Here is a 19,417-nt window from a genome sequence, read left to right as displayed (position 1 = left end):
CTTTGGCACCGACCTTTTCGAAGGTGCGGGAAAGGTTCTGGGCGATCAGGTATTCATCTTCCACGATCAGGATTTTCGACCCGCGCAGCCTGCCCAGGTTTCCCTGCAGGGCATTGTCATCGAGGTCTCGGATATCGTGGTCCGGCATTTCCGGCTGGTATTGCATCTGAGGTCTCCAATTCGGTGAATGTGTCAGTAGGCACGACGCAGGGCTCACCGGCCGAAAACGGCCGGCGAAACAAACGCATTCGCGACTGAACTTTCCTTAAAAGCAGGTGTCCCGATGGAGTGGCCGGCTTCCTGAACAGCACGCGCGGGAACGGTTGCTGTTCCCTTGGATGCTTGCTCGCGGGTTTCGCAAGTGCTTGTCCGGCATGGATAGATGTTACAACCTTGGAAGACCATACGCCCATGATCCGCCGAAAGATACCCCAAAGGTAAAATCGGCCTGAAGGCGTTATTCCTCAAGGGCATTCAGCTTGTCGAAGGGATGCCGATCGTCGCGATCAGCCCGGAAGCCGCGTACTCGGTTTCGAACGTGCCCCCGAGGCGATACGAGATCTCGCCCTTGATGAGGCTGCTGCCGAAACCATGGTTTTCAGCGCGCTCGATCGGCGCCTCGCTTTCACCTGGAAATGACCGTCGCTGACAAACCAGGAGATTTCGTCTTGTGGTATGTAGTGGTTGGTGCTGATGACCAGAGGGCGCGGGCTATTCGCGCACCCAGTCAGCGCTGCTAACGTGGTGGAACATAACAGCGCGACCGCTCTGGCGAAAAGCCGAAGCTTCGCATCCGCTGAAGCGCTGAAAATCTGTGCCACGCCGGACCCCTTACAGCGTCTTAGCCATCAATCGCGGTGAAGGCTTATGGAAGTGAAGCACCTCCCGGCGCGTTCTGTTCCGGCCTTCACCGCGATCAGGCAGTCGTAAACCTTATCCGACCTGCGCCTTCTGCGCGCCCGTGCCAGGCCGGGCCTTGCCGAGATCGGGTTTCTGGCCGAGTGGATCGGGCTTTTCCACAACGGTGAATTCGGAACGGCCGTCGAGCGATTTGCCTTCGGTCCAGCGGCCCTCGGGCGTCGGCTCGTCCAGCGAGGTGTTGAGGAAGTAGTAGGAGTGCTCCAGAGCCTCGTGATCCTCGGGCGTGGTGTTCGGGATCGGAAGCTGTTTCTCCATGCCGCCGAGCTCTTCAATGACGGCAAGCCACTGCTGCTGGTGCATCGTGTCGCGGGCAATCAGGAAGGAGAGCATGTCCTTCATGCCGGCATCATCCGTCATGTTGTAGAGCCGGCTCGCCAGCACGCGGCCGCCCGATTCCGCGGTGACGTTGGCGAGCATATCGGTCGCGATATTGCCGGTGGCATAGACATGGCTCATGTCGAATGGCACGCCGTTCGAATTGACTGGCATCGCGGAAAGGCCCGATGAGAGAATGTGGCGCGGGTTCATGCCGCCGAGAATGGCATTGACGATCGGATCTTCCGCCGCCTTTTCCTGTTCGGAGAGCGGCGCGCCCTCAAGGTTGAGCGCCACGGCATGGCCCAGGAACTCGATATGCGACAATTCCTCTGTCGCCGTCATCATCAGCAGGTCGCGGTATTTGCTGTCGCCGCGCGCGCCCATTGCCTGGAAGAAGTACTGCATGGCAACGCGGATCTCGCCCTCGATGCCGCCGATCGCCTGCTGGAGATGCTTGGCAAACAGAGGATCGGGTTTGTCGACGGTCACCTTGTACTGAAGCTTGGCGGAGTGATGGAACATAAGTTCTTCCTCTTTGTGGTGGTGGAGGTCCCCTAAGCAAACAGGCTCGGAAATGTTCCCAGCGGAGGGCGCGGACGAACTTCTGTTTATGAGATCGTTTTTGAGCGGCAACGCCGAACGGATGACAAGGGATCACGATGTTGGATTTGCCGGAACATCGGAGCCCCGATCCGGTTAGGCACAACGGCCGGTCCCATCGCCGGCCAAACCTGAATCGAAAGGAGAAACCGATGGCAAATGCCGACAAGAAACACTTCGGACCGGGTTCTCACGGAAAGAGCAGCGGTGAAGGCGCCATGACGAACCTCGAGGACGAGGTTCTGCCGAAAGACAAGGTGCTTTCCAATCGCGACAAGGCGCGCCACCCCGAGGAACGCGGGCTCGACAGCAAGAATGTCCAGAATGAGGAATACAAGGACCATAGCGCCAACCGCCGCGACAGCGATTAGGCGTCATGGAAGGAAATGCCGCAGCGTCGGGCGACCCGCCCGGCGCTGTGCCTTTGCGATCAGTTGCTTGGGTCCATGGCGTGCGGTGGGGCGTTTTCCGGCTGATCACCAGTGCCGCTGCTCACTCTGCCAATGGCAAAGGCAGCGATGATCACGACGATAATGACTGCTGCGCCCGCGATTATCCAACGTCTCATGTTCTTCTCCTTTTTGATGTCACGCGAAGGCGAACCGTAGCCGCCTGCCGCAAGCAGCGGTTTGAGCCGGCTCATGCTAGCTCAATCGAAGCGCGGCGCCGGCTCGGCCGCAAAGTAGCGCTCGGCGCGCTCAACGAGGAACACCTCCGGCTCCGGGTTCTCAAGGATCGCGAAGCCAGCGCTTCTGAGCATGGCTTCCACGGCCGCCTTGTTGGGTATGAACCAGTTGGTCGGGTCGTCGGAGTAGCGTTGTTCGACGAAGTGGAGTTTCGGAAATTCCGGCCGATCGAACAGCGTCTGTTCGTCGAAAGAATAGTTTTCCGCAAGCTCCGCCGTTTGCTGACTGCCGCGCTGCAGCGACTGGAACAGCATCTTGTCGCCCACCACCGTTTCATGGAGCAGATCGAGCGCCAATAGCGGGTGACGCAGATGGTAGAACACGCCCATGAACAGCACCAGATCGAAGGTTTCCTCAAGCTGGCGCAGATCGTAGACCGACATCTGGCGGTATTCGATGTCGACGCCGTATTGTTCGGCGGCATAGCGGGCCTGCGCCAGATAGCGTTCGTCGGAATCGATGCCGAGCACGCGCCCTGCATTACGACGCTTCATCTCAAGCGCGTAAAAGCCGGCATTGCAGCCTATATCGAGGACGCTGCGGCCCTCCAGATCGTCGGGAAGCACGTGGCTGAAGCCGGCCCACTTCATCGACGGAAAGTCGCCGAGGAAATGATCGGGCGCCGTATCTATGCCGTTGATCCGCAGATTGTGGAACCATGGCCCGAGCGCCGCAATATCGGCTTCAGTCTTGTTGCGATCGATTGTCGTCATCATGTTCCTCCTTGTCATGATCAGACCGCTGAGGATGCGGTCGCCGACGCCTCGGCGCGCCGTCCCTTCAGGCTGGCGAGCGCCACGATCAGTTCCTCCGCCCGGGCGCGGCCGGTATGGGCCGCCATGACGCGCCGACGCGCCCCTTCCGCGATCGCAGCGAGTTGCGCATCGTCGGTTTCGGTGAGCGCCGCGACAACGGCATCGCCATCGGGCGCGAGAAGGATCGCTTCGCCGTCCGGCAGCAGTTCCTCCAGGCCGGGCCAGATATCGCTGATCACGGGCGTGCCGCAGGCGGCGGCTTCGAACAGCCGCACGCTCGGCGACCAGCCGGCGCGGACCATATCCTGGCGGGTGACGTTGAGGGTGAAACGCTGGCGGCTGTAGAAATCGGCGTGCTCGGCCGGCGGCACGTGTTCGATCCGCTCCACATTATCCGGCCAGTCGATCGATGCGGGATATTGTGCACCGGCGACAACGAATTTCTTCTCCGGCAGTCTTCGCGCCGGTTCGATCAGCAGGCGTTCAAGCACCGGTTGGCGGTCATCGCTATAGGTGCCGAGATAGCCGAGATCCCATTGTCGTGGCGCGCCCGTCGGTCGGTAGAGATCGGGATCGACCGAGCAGTAGAGCGCTTCGGCGCGCTGCGCGCGGTAATCGGTTTCCAGACGCTCCAGATTGGCCCCGCCCGAGAAGGAGAAATAGATGTCGAACAGCGGCACCTGGTCGCGGCTGATGTACTCCTCATTGTCCTCCTGAAGGCGCCGCAGGGTCACCGGCGTGTCGATGTCGTAGAAGCACAGCCGTTCTGGTTGCAGGGCGGCGACCGCCGCGATCACTTCCGCCCCGTGTGGCACGTAGGAGCCGATGATGACCGCATCGGCCCGCCGGATCGCGTGGCCGTGACGTTCAACGAGGTCCTGGGGCGTGTCGAAATAGTCGAGCTCGCAGAAATCGGGATGGGGCATATCCCGGTTGGCCGAAAACCACGGGCGCTCGCATTCCAGGAACAGGGTCCGGTGGCCGAGCGCACGGGCGCCGCGCAGCAGCGAGCGGTAGGTTGTGGCATGGCCGTTACCCCACGATGAAGAGAGCGTCATGCCGATGACCACGATGGTCATGGGCGTATCGGTTGCGGGGCTGGTCATGCGGCGTTTTCCTTTGCCTTGAAGTGATCGCGAAAGGCGCGATCGACGATTTCGGCGCGGTCGGCATAGGTGTGGTCTCGCAGCACCCGCTGCATCGCCGCCCTGCCGATCGCGCGGGACCGGTCGTGGTCAAGGCCGGCCAGCAGTTCGGCAACGTCGCGGCCGTCGCGCGCCACCAGTATTTCCTTTTCCGGTTCCAGGAACATCTCGATCCCTTTCCAGTCATCGGTGATCAGGCAGGCGCCCGCGCCGGCGGCCTCGAACACCCGCGTCGCCGGCGAGAACCCGGTCTCTGCCATGCTGGCGCGGGCGATGTTAAGCACCGCCATGGGCGTGACATTGAAAGTGTTGTGATCGCCTGTCGGCACGTGGCCGATGGCCCGCACATTGGAAGGCATCGCCTTCGATTCCCAACCGGAGCCGCCGAGGATGAATTTCCTGTCGGGAAGGCTTTCCGCCGGTTCCAGCAGAAAGTCTTCCACGCGCGCCTCGCGATCGGGCAGCCGGTTGCCGAGAAAGCCGAGATCGGCTTCAAAACGCGGGTCTGGCGGAACGGGATGATGGGTGTCGGGATCGAGCGCGTTATAGACCGGCAGGCAGGCGCGCGCGCCGAGCCCGCGATAGGCGTCCACAACCGGATCGCCGCCGCCATACGTGCAGACCATGTCGAGCGCCGGAAGCGATTTTCTGAGCGGATGGTCGGGCGCTGCAGCGAGCTCGGCAAGCGTCGCTGGCGCGTCGACGTCCCAGAATATCTTCAGCGCGTCCTTGCGGACCGAAAGCAGGAGCGCCTCAAGCAGGGCCTCGTCCATAAAGCCGACGCCGCTTGCCTTGATCACCACGTCGGCCGCGCTTGCCTTTGCCGCGGCCTCGCGCATGCCGGACAGCGTTCCGGGATAGACGACGACATGGCACCAGTCCGGCGGTTCGATGTCGCGGTGCGCCTGCCGGTCCAAAACATCCGGCTCGTAGAAGGTGATGTCGTGGCCGAGACCGGCAAGCGCCTTCAACAGGCCCCGGTAATAGGTCGCCGCGCCGTTCCAGTAGGACGACAGCAGGCTTGATCCGTAAAATGCGATCTTCATCTGGAAACTGCTCCTTCCGCGATCGCCGGCTGATTGCCGCCGATCTGCTCGATGATGGTGAGAAGTTCGTCGACGCGATGTTCGCAGGTGTGGCGCGCCCTGATGGTTTCGTATCCGGATTTGACGAGCGATGTCGCGAGATCCGGATCGAGGAGGACGGCGCGGAGCTGGCTGCGCATCTCGTCTCCGCTTTCCGCCTGCAGGTAATCCGTTCCCGGCCGGAACAACCCCTCCGCGTCGCGCCACGGCGCGCAGATCAGCGGTATGCCGCTCGCCAGCGCCTCGAACACGCGAATGGTAGGGATTCCCGGAAGGGATTCGACATAGGGCCGGCGCGGGATATGCACCGTGACCCGATGACGCGCGAACGCGAGCGGCACATCAGCGTTGGCGATCCAGCCGCGATAGTCGAGCCGGGTCTTTGCCAGCGCCTCCAGCGCTTTAGGCGGGTAACGCACGCCATGCACGGTTCCGGTTAGGCCAAGCGCGCGCGCCGGTTCGATCAGATATTCGTTGAGCTCGTTCGAGCGCTCGCCATCGCCCCAATTGCCGATCCAGACGAGATCGCGCGACGGATCTTCGTCCGGCAGCGGGTGGAACAGCGCGGTGTCGGCCGCCTCGTGCCAGACGAAGACGCGACTGCCCCAGCCGGCCTTCAGGTATCGCTCCTTCAAGGTCGCGCCAAAGGCAAGCACGCCGTCATAGCCGTCGAGATCGAGGCCGGCGATTTCGGTTTCGGCCGAGACGGCGCGGTGATGGGTATCGTGAAACAGCAGAAGGAATTGACCGCCTTGCCGCCGCAACCTCCCGAGCTTTGCGACCAGCGCCGGATCGGTCCATTCGTGAACCACAACGACATCGGCACCGCCGATCAGCGCTTCGTGGTCAGCATCATCGTCGTAAGTCTCACTTTGATGATGCGGAAAGTGATCGAGAAAGCGGGCGAGCGCCGCCGGCCCCTGATCCGCGAGCAGGTTTTCGCGGCTCCAGCTCGCCTCTTTCTCAAGCGCCAGCGCCGCATGACCGCGCCGCATGAGCGCGCGCATGACGCCGCGCAGGAAGTGGGCGTTGCCGTGGTTCCAGTCGGAGACAAGCGAATGGGTGTAGAAGATAAAGCGCATATTACCTCACCGTCCGGCCGGCTCCGGCCGTGTTCAGGAGTTCCCGGTAGAGCGCCGTCATGGCGGCGGCCTGCGATTGCGGTGCGAAGTGAAGGCTTCGGTCCATCGCCCGGCTGGCGATCTGCTGCCGTAAAGGCGGATTGCATGCCAGATGGTTGATCGCGTGAGCGAAGGCCTGCGGCTCGTGCGGATCAGCGAAGACCGCCGCGCCGTCCCATAGTTCGCGGTAGGTCGGAATGTCGGCAAGCACCAGCGCCGCGCCTGAAGCCGCCGCTTCGAGCGCCGCGAGCCCGAAAGGCTCGTAGAGCGACGGCGAGGCGAAGACTGCCGCCTGCGCCATCAGCGCCATGGTCTCATCATAGGGCAGCGCGCCACGATTGATCGCGTGTTCGATCCCCGTTTCGCTGCCATCGGGGCCACGAGCGCTGCCGGCAAGCACCACCGGCCACCAGACGCTGCGGGCTGCCTCATCCAGCGTCCGCGCATTCTTGGCTTCGTCCCACCACCGCCCGGCGGCGAAGACGAAGTTCTGCTTCGGCGCCGGGGCCGGCGCGGCGCAGAGCGCATTGTGGACAATCTTCAGGGCAACAATCTCGCCGTAGGTCCTAAACAGCGCGGCGGCATGACTTCCGCTCGGCGCGACCACGGCGTCGGCATTGTCGAAACCGGTGCGGTTGAGGCGCCTGTGCCATGCGAGCATGTCGTTTTCTTCGCCCGCGCGCATCGCCTCGAACCATGTCGGCAGGCAGGAATGGCTGACCGCCACGACGGGCACATCGACCTCGAGACTGGCAGCCTGCGTCGGCAGGTTGACCTGAACGATATCGGCGTCGAACGCCTCACAGGCCTCGGCGATCGCCTTTGGAACATCGGTCAATTCGTGCCCGTCGGTCACCATCCAGTCCAGCGGCATGTCGAACCAGCGCAACCGGCCGATGCCTTCAGCCTCGGCAACCTGCTCGGGCCGAGGCGCGGGTCCAAAGCCGGCGAAGCAAATTTCAACCCTGTTTTCCTTCAGCTGTTCGCCAAGCGCCATCGCATAGCGCCAGAGACCGCCGACCGCGTCGACCGTCATCAGCACCCGCAGCGGTCCGTCGTTCCCGTGCTGCGCAACGTTCGCCCCTTGGCGGGCCGCGCCATCGCGCTGGACACAGGACTCTCTCGGATCCTGTTTCATCCCGTGGCCCTCCGGCGCTGTTCACGGTCACCGCCGGAAAGCCGGTTTTCACGAAGCCAATCGGCGAGCGCGCGGATGCCGCGCCGCCATTCCGTCTGCGCCTGCCAGCCGGTTTCCTCGGTCAGCTTGCGGGTGTCGGCAACGAAATAGAGCTGATCGCCCTCGCGCCAGCCCTCATGACGCACATCGACCGGATGACCGACGATGCGGCCGATTTCACGCAGCAACTGGAGAAGGCTCACCGCATTCTGCGGACCGCCGCCAAGGTTGAAGACCCGTCCCGGCATCTGCTCGATCCGCGACAGGAGTAGGCGATAGGCGCGGACCGCGTCGCCGATTTCGAGTATGTCGCGAACCTGCTTGCCATCACCGAAGATGGTGATCGGTTCGCCGGAAAGCGCCTGCAGTAGAAAATGCGCGACCCAGCCCTGATCCTCGGTTCCGAACTGCCGCTCGCCGTAGATGCAGCTCATTCGCAGCACGCCGGTCGGAATGCCGTGGCTGCGCGCATAGTCTAGCACGTACTGATCCGCCGCGCCTTTCGAGCAGCCATAGGGCGTGTGGAAATCCAGCGGCCGGGTTTCCGCCACGCCGTGCCGGCGCAGGATGTCGTCCAGCGGGGCGTAGCGCTCTTCCTCTTCGACAAGGCTGATGTCCTCAAGGCTGCCATAGACCTTGTTGGTCGAGGAAAAGATCACCGGCGCGCGACGGCCTGACCGGCGAACGGCTTCCAGAACATTGATGGTGCCGCGTGCATTGATCTCGAAATCGTCGAGCGGATGGACGAGGCTCGTCGTCACCGCCGTCTGTCCGGCGAAGTGAAACACGGCCTTCGCATCTGCAAACGCATTCTCGATCGCCGGAAGGTCGCGCACATCTGCCAGGAACGGATGAGCGCGGTCGCCGTGCCGATCCTTCAGCCAGTGCAGGTTCTGGTCCACCCCCAGCCGGCCCAGATTGTCGAGGATCACCACATCTTCACCATCCGAAAGCAGGTTGTCGGCGAGATTGGCGCCGATGAAACCGCAGCCTCCGGTAATGACCATGGGGCGGATGCCTTCATTGATGGCGGGCGCTGGAAGGTCGGCAAACTCGGCAAGGCGTTGCGGACCGCCTTCCGTCAGCAGCCTCGCCAGCAATTTCGGCCGGTTGGAACGGTCGACGACGCCAAGATGGTAGTGCCGCGGATCGAACCAGTGCCCCTCCTGCACGGCGACGTCTCCCGGGATGTCGCGCCAGCCATACCAGTAGAGCCGGTCGGCGCTGGATTTCATGGTATCGACGAAGTGACGGACCTGCTCGAGTTCGCCGTTGCGCCATGTCGAATAGCCGGCCTCGGTGATCCAGATCGCCGCGTCTTGATTGTAGCGCTCGACGACGTTGCGCATCTCGCCCATATGGTGGTCCCAGCCGGCCCAGGTATTTTCCTCGCTCTCCCACGTGCCGGGAAAACCGTGAAAGCCGACGGCGTCAACAACGCCCAGCACGCCGCGCTCACCCATCAGGTTCAGCCAATATGGGTCAAACGGGCTTGGGCCGCCGAGAACGGTTTTCCAGCCGCGTTTCTGCGCCCAGTAGGCCGCGCCGCCCACCATTTCGCAAAACATCTGGAAGTCGGTGTCGAGCCGCCAGTCCCAGTCGAGCAGGTTGTTCGGCTCGTTCCACAGTTCGATGTGCTCGAAATGGCGGCCGTAACGGGTCAGCACATGATCGACAAAATCGGCGTAAGCCTTCAAGTCATGCGGCGGGCCGGAGGTCTTGCCGGTGCGCGACATCGACGGCGGCGTATAATGAATGCAGGGCAGAAGGTCGATCGCCGGGCCGAGCTTCGGGATCAGCCAGTCGAACCATTCCTCACCGCCGGGGGCGAGATATTCGGCCCAGGAAACATGGGTGCGCAGGAAGCTTGCGCCCGAGTCGAGCAGGCCCGGAAGGGTCTCCTCCGCCCACTCATATTCACCCGGCCGGAACCATTCGACAAATCCGTAGGGTTTCTGGTGAAAGGGACGCCCGCTCACGATACCAGCCCCCGCGATTCAAGCTCGCTCCGCATCTGCGCCGCATTGTCGACAACCGCCTCGCTGCGGACCCAGGCCGTGAATTCGTCAAGCCCGTCTTCGAGGAAGCGTTCGGGGGAAAAGCCGAGCAGGGATTGCGCCTTGGAAATATCCGCGAAGCAGTTGCGGATGTCGCCCTTGCGCACCTTGCCGAGGATTTCCGGTCGGATATCGGGCCGCCCCATCGCGTCCGCCAGCAGTGTGGCGACGTCGGCCACGCGGTAGGCGCGGCCGCTGCCGATATTGATCACTTCGCCGCCAATGCCGGGCGTTTCAAGCGCGAGACGAAACGCGGTGGCCACATCGCCGACATGGACGAAGTCGCGCCGCTGTTCGCCGTCCTCGAAGATCAGCGGCGCTTCTCCGGTGGCAAGGCGGGAGGCGAAGTTCGCCAGAACGCCGGTATAGGGGTTGGAAAGCGCCTGGCCCATGCCGAACACGTTGAACAGCCTGAGGGCGACGGTCTCGACGCCGTAGGCCTCGCCGAAGATCAGCGCCTGGCGTTCCTGGGCGTATTTCGTCAGCGCGTAGATCGAGGCGAGATCGACAGGCTTGGTCTCGTCGGTCGCGATCGGCCGCAACGCTTCGCCGTCCTCGGCGCGCACTTCCCAATCGCCTGCCGCCATGTCGCGGGGCTTGCGCCGCGCGCTTGAGACATGTCGGCCCTCGCGATCCTCATAGCGACCTTCGCCATAGACGCTCATGGATGAGGCAACCACCAGCTTGTTGATGTTCCGGCCGATCATGGCCTCCAGCAGCACGGCCGTACCCAGATCATTGGCGCCGACATAGCGCGCGATCTCATACATCGATTGGCCGACCCCCACTTCGGCAGCGAGGTGAATGACGCCGTCAACATCCTCTAGCGCCTCATCGAGCGCCGCGCGGTCGCGGATATCCGCGCGGACAAGTTCGGTCGCGTCATCAAGAGTTACGGGACCGCCCTGATGGACCTGATCGATCAGGGAGTCGAAGATCTTGACCTGATAGCCGTGGTTGACGAGTTCGTGGGAGAGATGCCGGCCGATGAAACCCGATCCGCCGGTAACAAGAATTTTCGCCATGGTTCACCTGCTGAAATGTTTTGATGCTTTTGGGTTTGAAATCGGGCTCCCAACTGCAAAGGCGGGTAATTGTTCCTGATGTATTTCAGACAGCTGAAACGGCCTGGGTTCTTCTTCTGGAACATTCGGGAAATCGCGCGGTTTGAAGAGCGCTTCGCCGCCGCTCCCGGCACCAGAAAAAACGCAAACCTCGGAGAAGAAGGCATGAACATCAGCCAGTCAACAACGAGCTTAACCGCCTTCAGGCCGGCCGCGACAAAGCCGCGTGTCGGTTTTCTGGGCACCGGCTGGATCGGCCAAAACCGGCTGAAAGCGATCGCGAACACGAAGCTGGTGGAGATCGCGGCGGTGGCCGATGCCAATGACAAAACGCTTGAGCAAGCGCATAAGCTTGCGCCGACGGGCATTGCGTGCAGCTCGCTTGACGAGCTTCTTGCATGCGATCTCGATGCCGTGGTGATTGCCACGCCGAGCGCCAGCCATGCGCGCGAGGCTATAGCAGTGCTTGAGGCCGGCAAGGCCGCCTTCGTTCAGAAGCCGCTCGGACGGACAGCGGCCGAGACCGCCGAGGTGATTGCGGCCGCGGAGCGGAAAGACCGGCTTCTTGGCGTGGATTTTTCCTACCGCGCCACGGAAGGGCTGGAGGCGATAAGGCGGATGATCGCAGGCGGCGAACTCGGCCGCGTCTTTGCCGTCGACCTTGTCTTCCATAATGCTTACGGCCCGGACAAAGCCTGGTACTACGACAGGTCGCTTTCCGGGGGCGGCTGCGTCATCGACCTCGGCGTCCACCTCGTCGACACCGCGCTCTGGTGCCTTGGCTTTCCCGACGTGAGCTCCGTTCAGGGCCGGCTGTTCCGGAACGGGGCTGCTCTCGCAAGAGGCTCGGACGACGTTGAAGACTTCGCCATCGCCGATATTGACCTTGCCGGCGAAGCGCGGGTCTCGCTGTCCTGTTCATGGAATGCCCATGCCGGAAAGGATGCCGAGATTTCCGCTCGGTTTCATGGCAGCGAGGGCTCGACTCTGTGGCGAAACATCGATGGCTCCTTCTTCGATTTCGCCACCGAGCGGCATCAGGGCACGAACCGTGCGATTGTCGGTGAAGAGCGCAGCGATTGGTCCGGAGGCATGGCCAGTTGCTTCGCCCGGCGCTTGTCGCAGGGCTGCAGCTTCGATCCGGACATTCGTCACGCTCTCGCCGTCGCTGACGTGCTGGACAGGATCTACGCCAGGTCTTGAGGTTTGGCGGCCTGGTTTGAAAGGAGGTCGCACCAGGCTTTCGTCAGCAAGTGCGGGCCGGGAACCGCTCAGTCAGCGCCGAAAAGATCGCGGGTGAAGACCTTCTCCGTCACATCGCGGATTTCGCCCGTCATCCTGTTGGCAAGGATCAGGCCGGCTTCGCTTTTGAACGCTTCCAGATCCCGGAGCACGGGAGAATTGAAGTAGGCGCTGCTCTGCAGCGTTGGCTCATAGATGAGAACCGGTATGCCCTTGGCCTTGATCCGCTTCATGATGCCTTGAACGGAGGATTGGCGGAAATTGTCGGAGCCGGCCTTCATCACCAGCCGGTAGATGCCGACCGACTTCGGCTTCAGCGCGATGATGCGCTCGGCGATGAAATCCTTGCGGGTGGTATTGGCGTCAACGATGGCGCGGATAAGGTTCTGCGGCACCTCAGAATAATTGGCCAGAAGCTGCCTCGTGTCCTTCGGAAGGCAGTAGCCGCCATAGCCGAAGGAGGGATTGTTGTAATGGTCGCCGATGCGTGGATCGAGGCCGATCCCCTCGATGATCTGCCGCGAATCCATGCCGTGGGTGACGGCATAGCTGTCGAGCTCGTTGAAATAGGCGACGCGCATGGCGAGATAGGTGTTGGCGAACAGCTTGATCGCCTCGGCCTCCGACGCCCCGGTATAGAGCACCGGAACATCCTTCTTCAAAGCGCCTTCGACCAGAAGGCCGACAAAGATCTCAGCCCGGGCGGAACGCTCGCCGATGACGATGCGGGAGGGGTTGAGGTTGTCGTGAAGCGCCCGCCCCTCGCGCAGGAATTCCGGCGAGAAGATGATGCGGTCGGTTTGAAAGGCAAGCCGCGTGCGGTCGGTAAAGCCGACGGGCACGGTCGACTTGATGACGATCGTGGCGGCGCTGCCCGAGGCCAGCACATCACTTATAACCTTGGTCACCGACGAGGTGTCGAAGTGGTTGGTCTCGGGGTCGTAATTGGTCGGCGTCGCGACAATCACGAAATCGGCCTCGCGATAAGCAGGCGCCGCTTCGGTCGTCGCCTTCAGCCGCAGCGGCTTTTCCGCCAGATAGCGCTCGCTCTCGGCATCGCCGATCGGGCTCTTACCGGCATTCAGCGCATCAACCCGCCCCGGATCGATATCGATGGCCACCACCTCATGGTTCTGCGCCAGCAGCACCGCGTTCGAAAGCCCGACATAGCCGATACCGGCAACCGCGATTTTCATGTTTCACTCCAGCTGTTTCAGTGATCTTGCCAGGATGGCGGCATCTGCAGGAACATCACTCGCCCCGACGCAGACAAAGCGCAGCATTGCCGCGTCTCCTCGTCCTGGTTCGGATGCTGCCAAACCCAGCGCCTGCCCAATTGTTCCCGCGCCGCAGGACCAGCAAGCACCAGGACAGAGCGTCGGCTGGAACATTCCCAGCCCCCTGCAGTTGGATGCAAAACAAGCCCAAGACGCAGGAACAGTGGATGGCGGGGCTGCGCGACGGCATCCGAAGCGCAGGAAGCTGCCTCCGCCTTCCGAAGGACCGAGGAAAACCGCCCAGCCGCGCGGGATTCTTCGGTCTCCGAGCCGCCGGCCCGCCAGCCCAATGGAAATGACAACCGATATCGGGAGATCGACATGCCGCTCAAAGCAATTGCACTCAATGCAACATTGAAAGCGTCCAGCAACAAAGCCCCATCCTCGACCGATCGCATGCTTGAGGTCATCGCAGAAGCATTTTCGAAACACGGCGTCGAGATGGAAACGGTGCGCCTCGCAGACCACGACATAAAGCCGGGCGTGAGCGCCGACGAGGGCGACGGCGACGCGTGGCCCGGCATCAGAGAGCGCATCCTCGACGCCGATATTTTCGTGATGGGCACGCCGATCTGGATGGGTCAGCCATCGAGCGTGAGCAAAAGAGCTCTGGAGCGCATGGATGCATTCCTGAGCGAAACAGACGACGCCGGTCGAATGCGCACCTTCGGCAAGGTCGCCCTTGTCGCCGTCGTCGGCAATGAGGACGGCGCGCATCATGTCTCCGCGGAGGTTTACCAGGCGTTGAATGACGTGGGTTTCACGATACCCGCCAACGCGGTCGCCTATTGGGTCGGCGAAGCGATGCAGTCCGTCAATTTCGTCGACTTGAAAGAGGTGCCAGCCAAGGTGCAGACAACCATCGATATGGCCGTCTCCAATTCCGTGCATCTGGCGACGTTACTTGTCGATCACGGTTATCCTGAGCCGAGCTCCTAACAGCATCTTCCCGAATTTAGGCACCCGCCAATGTCGGGACTGCGCGGCCCGACAACTATTGGAATAGCCAGCGTGAGCACCGATCAGCCGCAGATCATTGGCACCTTTCAATTTTGTCGGGTTTGATCATCGTCGCCTCGGTCCCTGCCGGTTTCGGCCCTTGGTGAGATGAACCGCTCCAACAGGCGGACGGCTGTCACCAATAGGATGCCCAGGAAGAGCGCGGTAGACAACAAAATGTACTGACCAGCCCCCGCCGCAATGCCGAGCGTTGCAGCGAGCCAGAGATTGGCGGCCGAAGTCAGATTATGCACTTCACCGCGTGAGAAAAAGATTGTTCCCGCTGCGATAAAGCCGATTGCCTGCGCCAAGCCTTGAATGACACGCAGGGGATCGAGGCCGGCAATGCCGCTTCCGGTATGCAAATCTTCGTACAGAAGGAGCGCCGACAAGGTAATGGCGGCGGAGCTCAGTCCAACCAGTCCATGGGTCCGAATACCAGCGGAGATTCCTCGAAGCTCCCGATCGAGCCCTATGACGATACCGCAACTGGTGGCGGCAAGCAGACGGATGAGATTTCTGCTTCTGTCATTGCGGTTCCCTGATGTGGCGGCCTTATCAACGAAATTCCGTGGTTGCCTCCCTCGGCCGGCCAGCCCGTAAAACGCGGAGAGGTCTTACGAAAAGAAAGGCCCCGCCGGCTAGCACCAGCGGCGGCCAAGCGCTATGCGCTAACTGAAAGTCTGGAAATCAATCCCACCATCCTTCGTCAACGCTTTCCCTCTCTTCCAGCTGCTCTTCGGAGAGGCGCGTGACGTAGGCGTAGCTTTTATCGTCAACGGCGACGAGCTTCACGTCTTCCACCGGAAGCATCACATGTTTGTCGCCAATATCGAGAAATCCGCCGACCTCGGCAACGATTCCGATCATTTTACCTTCGCGGTTGAGGATCACATCTTCGATTTCACCGATATCGTTCCATCCTGCGCCGGCTTCGGTGTAGTATGTTTCAGTAGCCCAAGAACCTTCGTCGTAAGCCTCATTCATGGTGTAGATAGTGCCGCCAGTGATGTCGCGGGTCCGGATCAGGTCGGAATAGTCGGTCATTTGAGCCAGAACTGGCGCAGAAATCAGAGCGGCTGCAGCGGTGGTTAGAAAAAGGCGTTTCATGGATTCCCTCCAAGCTAGTTTGCAAAATTATGACACGGTGCGATCAGTTGGCGTCGCATCTGCCATCGCCCGCCCTATTCCACAGCCCAGGCTTTTGTTCCGGTTTTTTCACAGTAGATCGGCGATTTAGCCGAGAGCCGCTGAACTTTGCCACGTTTGCCTAAACAGCCTGATCCGGCAATTTCAGGTTCTTCGGACTTGGATTCATCCCCTGTTCACGCTCGCGACACGAGCGCGGGTAACCTGATAAGTCAGGCTCAGGGACATGGCGGACGGATCTCGGTGGGCTCGTCGGTTGCGTCCTGCTCAGACGGCTGAACAACGTTCACGAGTTCGCGGACGCGTGCGACACAGGTCTTGCGGGAGCCGCCGGCGAGCAAACCGTAGTGGCGAATGCGATGGAAGCCCTTCGGCAGAATATGGATCAGGAAGCGACGGATGAACTCAGCCGTGGCAAGCGTTATGATCTGCCGCCGGTCCACGCCGTCGTGGTGATAGTCCTTATAGCGGAAGGTGACGCCGGTCTCGTCGGAAGAGATGAGGCGACTGTTCGAGATCGCCACACGGTGCGTGTTAAGCGACAGATAGGTCAGGACTGCAACCCATTCTCGACCAGATCGCTCAACGCATGATGCAGCCGCCGCGATGTATCGGGATTGGACAGCCGAGGGGCATGTGCGTGCGAAGAACTGGCCCGTCGCCTCGGCTCTCATCGTGGGGCCGGCCTACGACTATCTCAGAAAATGCGGCCATATGTCCGACCACACCGCCGCAATTGGAATGCTTGTGGAAAGCGCCTGGAATTCCGTCCGCCGCGACTGACACCGTGGATCGATGATCAGGCTCCATTTGATGCCCACTTTTTTTGCTTGAAAATTCATAACTCATTGGTTATCGATTAATCATAACCGGAGAGCCATGAATTGCCGTTGACCCAACCCCACGACGACCTGTTCAAAACCCTGGCAGACCCCACACGCCGGGCAATCTTCGAGCGCCTGTGTCGCGAAGGCGATCAGACGGTCAAAGCGCTGACGGAACACGCCGGGATTTCCCAGCCGGCCGTCTCCAAACATCTCGGCGTGCTCAAGCGCGCCGGGCTCGTCGTCGACCGGCAGGATGGCCGCCAGACACATTACAGCCCGCAAGTTGAAGCCCTGGCGCCGTTGACGGACTGGACGGAACGTATGGCGCGCTTCTGGGAGCGCCGCTTCGACGACCTCGAAGACCTGCTGAAGAGGATGGACAATTGACCGAGACCCGCACCGTTGTCGTCGAACGCGACCTGCCGCATCCGCCGGAGAAAATCTGGCGCGCCCTCACCCAATCCCACCTGATCGGGGAATGGCTTATGAAGACCGCCTTCACGCCTGAAGTGGGGCATCGCTTCGGATTCAGTGCGGAATGGGGCGAGGTCGCCTGCGAGGTTCGGGCGGTCGAGGAACACAAGGCTCTGGAATACAGCTGGGATGCCGGCGATCTGCGCTCTGTGGTCAGGTGGACCCTCACGCCAACCGGCACGGGAACGCGCCTGCGCATGGAACAGACCGGCTTCCGGACGGATCAGCCGAACTATTATGGCGGCGCGAAACAGGGCTGGCCGCGCTTCTTCGACAGGCTGGAGCAGGTACTGGCCGAGATCGATTGAGGCGCGCGGGCCATGCGCACCGCAAGAAGCAAAGGACCATGAATATGCCCAATGCACAACAGGCGCAAAATCCATCGCAGAAGATCGACGAAAGGATCGAGGAACTGGGCGACTGGCGGGGCGACACGCTCTCCCGCATCAGGGATCTGATCAAGAGTAAGCGTAGCAAACTACCCTTTTTTTTGGGCTAGCTGAACCAAAAGTCCCAATGATAGGCCTCTCTTCACCTTTGAAATCAGGAGGGAAGAATGGCGTCAGTGGACATCTGGGGCTTCAAGGTCGGGCTCTCGACCGATGGCCGGAAGATCTGGCCGAAGTCGATCAAACGCGAAGCCGTACGTCGGGTTCGGGACGAAGGCAGCCCGGTCAAATTGATCGCCGATGAACTCGGCACGCGAGATTTCCTCGTGCGCAAATGGGTCAAGCTGGCGGAAGCGCGGGCTACACATGACGGGCGTGAAAAGCCCAAGCCTTTTGCCGAAGTCAAACTGGCTCACGAAACTTCCCGCCTGGTTGAACCCAGCAGGGAGAGCGGCTCCACTGGCCGACTGCTGGTCGGCGGCGTTTGCCTGGAATTTCCTTTGAACATCACTGATGCCGAGCTGGCGAAGCTGATCCGGGTCGCGGGGCAGTTCTCATGATCTTTCCGTCGAGCACCTTCAAGATCTATCTGGCCACCGATCCCGTCGATTTTCGCAAGGGCATGGACGGCCTCGCCGCCCATGTGATGCGCAGTTTCGATCTCGATCCGTTTTGCGGCGCCTTCTTCGTCTTCCGCTCCAAAGGGAGCGACAAGACCAAGGTGCTGATGTGGGACGGAACGGGCCTCGTGCTGATCTACAAGCGTATCGAGGGCCGCGGTTTCGTCTGGCCGAAAATGCAGGGTGGCAAGGTGACGCTGACCAAGGCGCAATTCGAGGCTCTGTTTGAGGGCCTCGATTGGGGCCGGGTCGCAACCGCCCATTACACCCATCCGAAGATCGCCTGATCAGGCGGTCTCTCTCCTTCTCCTTTCTGTATCCGGACATTGTAGTATGACGCGTATCCCCTTTGTCGAGGCAAAGCTGTTCCCGGTCGGCGACAGCGAAACCGATCTCGAATACCGGTTTGAAAACCACCTGCGCAAGCTGCGCGAGGACAAGCAGTCTGTCGAAGAGGTCTCCGACGAGGACGACTGGCATCGCTCACGAGACATTGTGACAAGTCGCGACCGGGCACGGATCAGGCGCTGGGCAGTACGGATCATCAAGGGGCGGGAAAAAGCCTCCGGGATCATGCATCTACGGCCCGAGGACCGCAAGGCGATCGAAGTACTGAATGCCGGCGTGCAGGTGCTCGAGGTCGAAAACGAGGCACGCGCCGATGAGATTGCTGCAGCACTTCATGCGGAAATGCCATGGATGGCGCCGGCGACCGAGTTGTTCTGGCAGGCCATGCGGCTATCTGTTCGCTCGGGCATGGCGGGCTTCCGCCTTCCGCCTCTGCTTCTGAACGGGCCGCCAGGCATCGGCAAGTCAGTCTGGGCCCGCAAGGTGAGTGAAGTGCTTCAGGTTCCGCTGCGGACAATCGATGCGGCTGGCGAACAGGCTTCCTTCGCTGTCGCGGGTTCCCAGCGTGGTTGGGGTTCGGCGCATCCCGGCAAGCCGATCCAGACGGTGATCCAGCACAGGATTGCCAATCCGATCATCGTTATCGATGAGATCGAGAAGGCCGGTGTTGCGGTCTCGACAAACGGGGCTCGCTGCAGCCTGCCTGATGCATTGCTTTCATTGCTGGAACCGGCAACGGCGGCGCGGTGGGAGTGCTCCTTCTACCAGCTCAGTTTCAATATGTCGTGGATCGGCTGGATCCTGACATCGAACAGTCTTGCCGGCATTCCGGAACCGCTGCAGACCCGTCTGAACATCGTGAACCTTTCACCCGTGCTGCCATCGGACATGATCGCATTCGCTCGACGAGAGGGAAGAAAGCGCGGGCTTTCGGAATTGTCCGTCGATGTGATCGTCGAGGTTATCGAGCGGCACCAAACGCGGCGGCAGCCCCTGAACCTGCGCTCGGTCAACCACATGCTGGCGCGCGCGGAGGTGCTGGAAAAGCAGCCGGTGCTGAATTGACTGGAGCGGTCCCCGGTTCCCTGGCATGTTCGCTGCTGACAGCGGCATTCAAGGCGGATAGTTGCGAACAAGGCTGCCGGTCCGAAACAATTCCTGCC

General features: G+C 61.4%; 21 protein-coding genes and 1 pseudogene. 9 read left to right on the top strand and 13 right to left on the bottom strand.

What is annotated here, in order from left to right:
- Positions 1 to 933: 933 nt before the first annotated feature.
- Positions 934 to 1,761, bottom strand: coding sequence for a manganese catalase family protein (locus V6765_RS11360; protein ID WP_200337632.1), 828 nt, complete (start codon positions 1,759 to 1,761; stop codon positions 934 to 936).
- A 230-nt stretch (positions 1,762 to 1,991) separates the two neighbouring features.
- On the opposite strand from V6765_RS11360, the gene V6765_RS11355 reads away from it, so the two are divergent.
- Complete coding sequence (locus V6765_RS11355; protein WP_448428756.1) at positions 1,992 to 2,210, top strand: hypothetical protein; 219 nt, start codon at positions 1,992 to 1,994, stop codon at positions 2,208 to 2,210.
- 59 nt (positions 2,211 to 2,269) lie between these two features.
- Here the strand turns inward: V6765_RS11355 and V6765_RS11350 are convergent, their stop codons facing one another.
- From V6765_RS11350 to V6765_RS11315, 8 genes are read right to left on the bottom strand one after another with little or no spacing between them, the layout of a single operon-like run.
- Positions 2,270 to 2,482 (bottom strand): hypothetical protein, encoded by a 213-nt coding sequence (locus tag V6765_RS11350; protein WP_448428754.1) that lies wholly within the window; start codon positions 2,480 to 2,482, stop codon positions 2,270 to 2,272.
- Positions 2,483 to 2,488: 6 nt separating this feature from the next.
- Entirely contained in the window at positions 2,489 to 3,238 is a 750-nt protein-coding gene (locus V6765_RS11345) for a TIGR04290 family methyltransferase (RefSeq protein ID WP_448428752.1), read from the bottom strand.
- Positions 3,239 to 3,258: 20 nt separating this feature from the next.
- Positions 3,259 to 4,386, bottom strand: coding sequence for a CgeB family protein (locus V6765_RS11340; RefSeq protein WP_448428750.1), 1,128 nt, complete (start codon positions 4,384 to 4,386; stop codon positions 3,259 to 3,261).
- Positions 4,383 to 5,471 carry a CgeB family protein gene (locus V6765_RS11335; protein ID WP_448428748.1) on the bottom strand — a complete coding sequence of 363 codons (1,089 nt, stop codon included), beginning with the start codon at positions 5,469 to 5,471 and terminating at the stop codon, positions 4,383 to 4,385. Before V6765_RS11335 ends, V6765_RS11340 begins: the two co-directional genes overlap by 4 nt.
- A complete protein-coding gene (locus V6765_RS11330; protein ID WP_448428746.1) occupies positions 5,468 to 6,592 on the bottom strand; it encodes a CgeB family protein in 1,125 nt (374 codons plus the stop codon). The genes V6765_RS11335 and V6765_RS11330 overlap by 4 nt, the downstream gene beginning before the upstream one ends.
- A gap of 1 nt (position 6,593) precedes the next feature.
- The gene (locus V6765_RS11325) at positions 6,594 to 7,769 is read right to left on the bottom strand and encodes a glycosyltransferase family 4 protein (RefSeq protein ID WP_448428744.1); all 1,176 of its coding nucleotides are present in this window, start codon (positions 7,767 to 7,769) and stop codon (positions 6,594 to 6,596) included.
- Positions 7,766 to 9,787, bottom strand: a complete 2,022-nt coding sequence (locus V6765_RS11320; protein WP_448428742.1) for an NAD-dependent epimerase/dehydratase family protein — start codon at positions 9,785 to 9,787, stop codon at positions 7,766 to 7,768. Before V6765_RS11320 ends, V6765_RS11325 begins: the two co-directional genes overlap by 4 nt.
- On the bottom strand, positions 9,784 to 10,890 hold the full coding sequence (locus V6765_RS11315) for an NAD-dependent epimerase/dehydratase family protein (protein WP_448428740.1): 1,107 nt from the start codon (positions 10,888 to 10,890) through the stop codon (positions 9,784 to 9,786). Before V6765_RS11315 ends, V6765_RS11320 begins: the two co-directional genes overlap by 4 nt.
- Before the next feature lie 204 nt (positions 10,891 to 11,094).
- Here V6765_RS11315 and V6765_RS11310 point away from each other — a divergent pair, with 204 nt between their 5' ends.
- Positions 11,095 to 12,132, top strand: coding sequence for a Gfo/Idh/MocA family protein (locus tag V6765_RS11310; protein WP_448428738.1), 1,038 nt, complete (start codon positions 11,095 to 11,097; stop codon positions 12,130 to 12,132).
- 68 nt (positions 12,133 to 12,200) lie between these two features.
- On the opposite strand, the gene V6765_RS11305 is transcribed toward V6765_RS11310, so the two are convergent.
- Positions 12,201 to 13,367: a nucleotide sugar dehydrogenase gene (locus tag V6765_RS11305; RefSeq protein ID WP_448428736.1), complete on the bottom strand. Its 1,167-nt coding sequence runs from the start codon at positions 13,365 to 13,367 to the stop codon at positions 12,201 to 12,203.
- 402 nt (positions 13,368 to 13,769) lie between these two features.
- Here V6765_RS11305 and V6765_RS11300 point away from each other — a divergent pair, with 402 nt between their 5' ends.
- Positions 13,770 to 14,387 carry a flavodoxin family protein gene (locus V6765_RS11300; protein ID WP_448428734.1) on the top strand — a complete coding sequence of 206 codons (618 nt, stop codon included), beginning with the start codon at positions 13,770 to 13,772 and terminating at the stop codon, positions 14,385 to 14,387.
- A gap of 107 nt (positions 14,388 to 14,494) precedes the next feature.
- On the opposite strand, the gene V6765_RS11295 is transcribed toward V6765_RS11300, so the two are convergent.
- The 3 genes and pseudogenes from V6765_RS11295 to V6765_RS11285 all read right to left on the bottom strand — a co-directional run.
- Entirely contained in the window at positions 14,495 to 14,953 is a 459-nt protein-coding gene (locus tag V6765_RS11295) for an MgtC/SapB family protein (protein ID WP_448428810.1), read from the bottom strand.
- A gap of 184 nt (positions 14,954 to 15,137) precedes the next feature.
- Positions 15,138 to 15,557 (bottom strand): PRC-barrel domain-containing protein, encoded by a 420-nt coding sequence (locus tag V6765_RS11290; protein ID WP_448428732.1) that lies wholly within the window; start codon positions 15,555 to 15,557, stop codon positions 15,138 to 15,140.
- Positions 15,558 to 15,817: 260 nt separating this feature from the next.
- A pseudogene (locus V6765_RS11285) lies at positions 15,818 to 16,156 on the bottom strand (transposase); the annotation flags it as partial.
- A 330-nt stretch (positions 16,157 to 16,486) separates the two neighbouring features.
- On the opposite strand from V6765_RS11285, the gene V6765_RS11280 reads away from it, so the two are divergent.
- Genes V6765_RS11280 through V6765_RS11255 form a run of 6 tightly spaced genes read left to right on the top strand, consistent with a single transcriptional unit; the run spans position 16,487 to position 19,319 of the window.
- Complete coding sequence (locus V6765_RS11280) at positions 16,487 to 16,810, top strand: ArsR/SmtB family transcription factor (RefSeq protein ID WP_448428730.1); 324 nt, start codon at positions 16,487 to 16,489, stop codon at positions 16,808 to 16,810.
- Complete coding sequence (locus V6765_RS11275) at positions 16,807 to 17,205, top strand: SRPBCC family protein (RefSeq protein WP_448428728.1); 399 nt, start codon at positions 16,807 to 16,809, stop codon at positions 17,203 to 17,205. Before V6765_RS11280 ends, V6765_RS11275 begins: the two co-directional genes overlap by 4 nt.
- A 38-nt stretch (positions 17,206 to 17,243) precedes the next feature.
- Positions 17,244 to 17,396, top strand: coding sequence for a hypothetical protein (locus tag V6765_RS11270; protein ID WP_448428726.1), 153 nt, complete (start codon positions 17,244 to 17,246; stop codon positions 17,394 to 17,396).
- A 57-nt stretch (positions 17,397 to 17,453) separates the two neighbouring features.
- Positions 17,454 to 17,846, top strand: coding sequence for a transposase (locus tag V6765_RS11265; RefSeq protein ID WP_448428724.1), 393 nt, complete (start codon positions 17,454 to 17,456; stop codon positions 17,844 to 17,846).
- On the top strand, positions 17,843 to 18,193 hold the full coding sequence (gene tnpB, locus V6765_RS11260) for an IS66 family insertion sequence element accessory protein TnpB (protein ID WP_448428722.1): 351 nt from the start codon (positions 17,843 to 17,845) through the stop codon (positions 18,191 to 18,193). Before V6765_RS11265 ends, tnpB begins: the two co-directional genes overlap by 4 nt.
- A gap of 46 nt (positions 18,194 to 18,239) precedes the next feature.
- Positions 18,240 to 19,319, top strand: coding sequence for an AAA family ATPase (locus V6765_RS11255; protein ID WP_448428720.1), 1,080 nt, complete (start codon positions 18,240 to 18,242; stop codon positions 19,317 to 19,319).
- Positions 19,320 to 19,417 lie beyond the last annotated feature (98 nt).

The organism is Martelella sp. FOR1707, assembly GCF_053484265.1.
The sequence above is the reverse complement of the archived record's forward strand: the minus strand, read 5'-3'. Positions and strand labels throughout refer to the sequence as shown.

Bases quoted from the DNA above. Each gene is read 5' to 3' on its own strand.
- V6765_RS11315 (WP_448428740.1), bottom strand. From the start codon at position 10,890: ATGGCGAAAATTCTTGTTACCGGCGGATCGGGTTTCATCGGCCGGCAT.
- V6765_RS11265 (WP_448428724.1), top strand. From the start codon at position 17,454: ATGGCGTCAGTGGACATCTGGGGCTTCAAGGTCGGGCTCTCGACCGAT.
- V6765_RS11335 (WP_448428748.1), bottom strand. From the start codon at position 5,471: ATGAAGATCGCATTTTACGGATCAAGCCTGCTGTCGTCCTACTGGAAC.
- V6765_RS11305 (WP_448428736.1), bottom strand. From the start codon at position 13,367: ATGAAAATCGCGGTTGCCGGTATCGGCTATGTCGGGCTTTCGAACGCG.
- V6765_RS11310 (WP_448428738.1), top strand. From the start codon at position 11,095: ATGAACATCAGCCAGTCAACAACGAGCTTAACCGCCTTCAGGCCGGCC.
- V6765_RS11355 (WP_448428756.1), top strand. From the start codon at position 1,992: ATGGCAAATGCCGACAAGAAACACTTCGGACCGGGTTCTCACGGAAAG.
- V6765_RS11340 (WP_448428750.1), bottom strand. From the start codon at position 4,386: ATGACCAGCCCCGCAACCGATACGCCCATGACCATCGTGGTCATCGGC.
- V6765_RS11270 (WP_448428726.1), top strand. From the start codon at position 17,244: ATGAATATGCCCAATGCACAACAGGCGCAAAATCCATCGCAGAAGATC.
- V6765_RS11290 (WP_448428732.1), bottom strand. From the start codon at position 15,557: ATGAAACGCCTTTTTCTAACCACCGCTGCAGCCGCTCTGATTTCTGCG.
- V6765_RS11325 (WP_448428744.1), bottom strand. From the start codon at position 7,769: ATGAAACAGGATCCGAGAGAGTCCTGTGTCCAGCGCGATGGCGCGGCC.
- V6765_RS11350 (WP_448428754.1), bottom strand. From the start codon at position 2,482: ATGAGCCGGCTCAAACCGCTGCTTGCGGCAGGCGGCTACGGTTCGCCT.
- V6765_RS11300 (WP_448428734.1), top strand. From the start codon at position 13,770: ATGCCGCTCAAAGCAATTGCACTCAATGCAACATTGAAAGCGTCCAGC.
- V6765_RS11330 (WP_448428746.1), bottom strand. From the start codon at position 6,592: ATGCGCTTTATCTTCTACACCCATTCGCTTGTCTCCGACTGGAACCAC.
- tnpB (WP_448428722.1), top strand. From the start codon at position 17,843: ATGATCTTTCCGTCGAGCACCTTCAAGATCTATCTGGCCACCGATCCC.
- V6765_RS11345 (WP_448428752.1), bottom strand. From the start codon at position 3,238: ATGACGACAATCGATCGCAACAAGACTGAAGCCGATATTGCGGCGCTC.
- V6765_RS11255 (WP_448428720.1), top strand. From the start codon at position 18,240: ATGACGCGTATCCCCTTTGTCGAGGCAAAGCTGTTCCCGGTCGGCGAC.
- V6765_RS11360 (WP_200337632.1), bottom strand. From the start codon at position 1,761: ATGTTCCATCACTCCGCCAAGCTTCAGTACAAGGTGACCGTCGACAAA.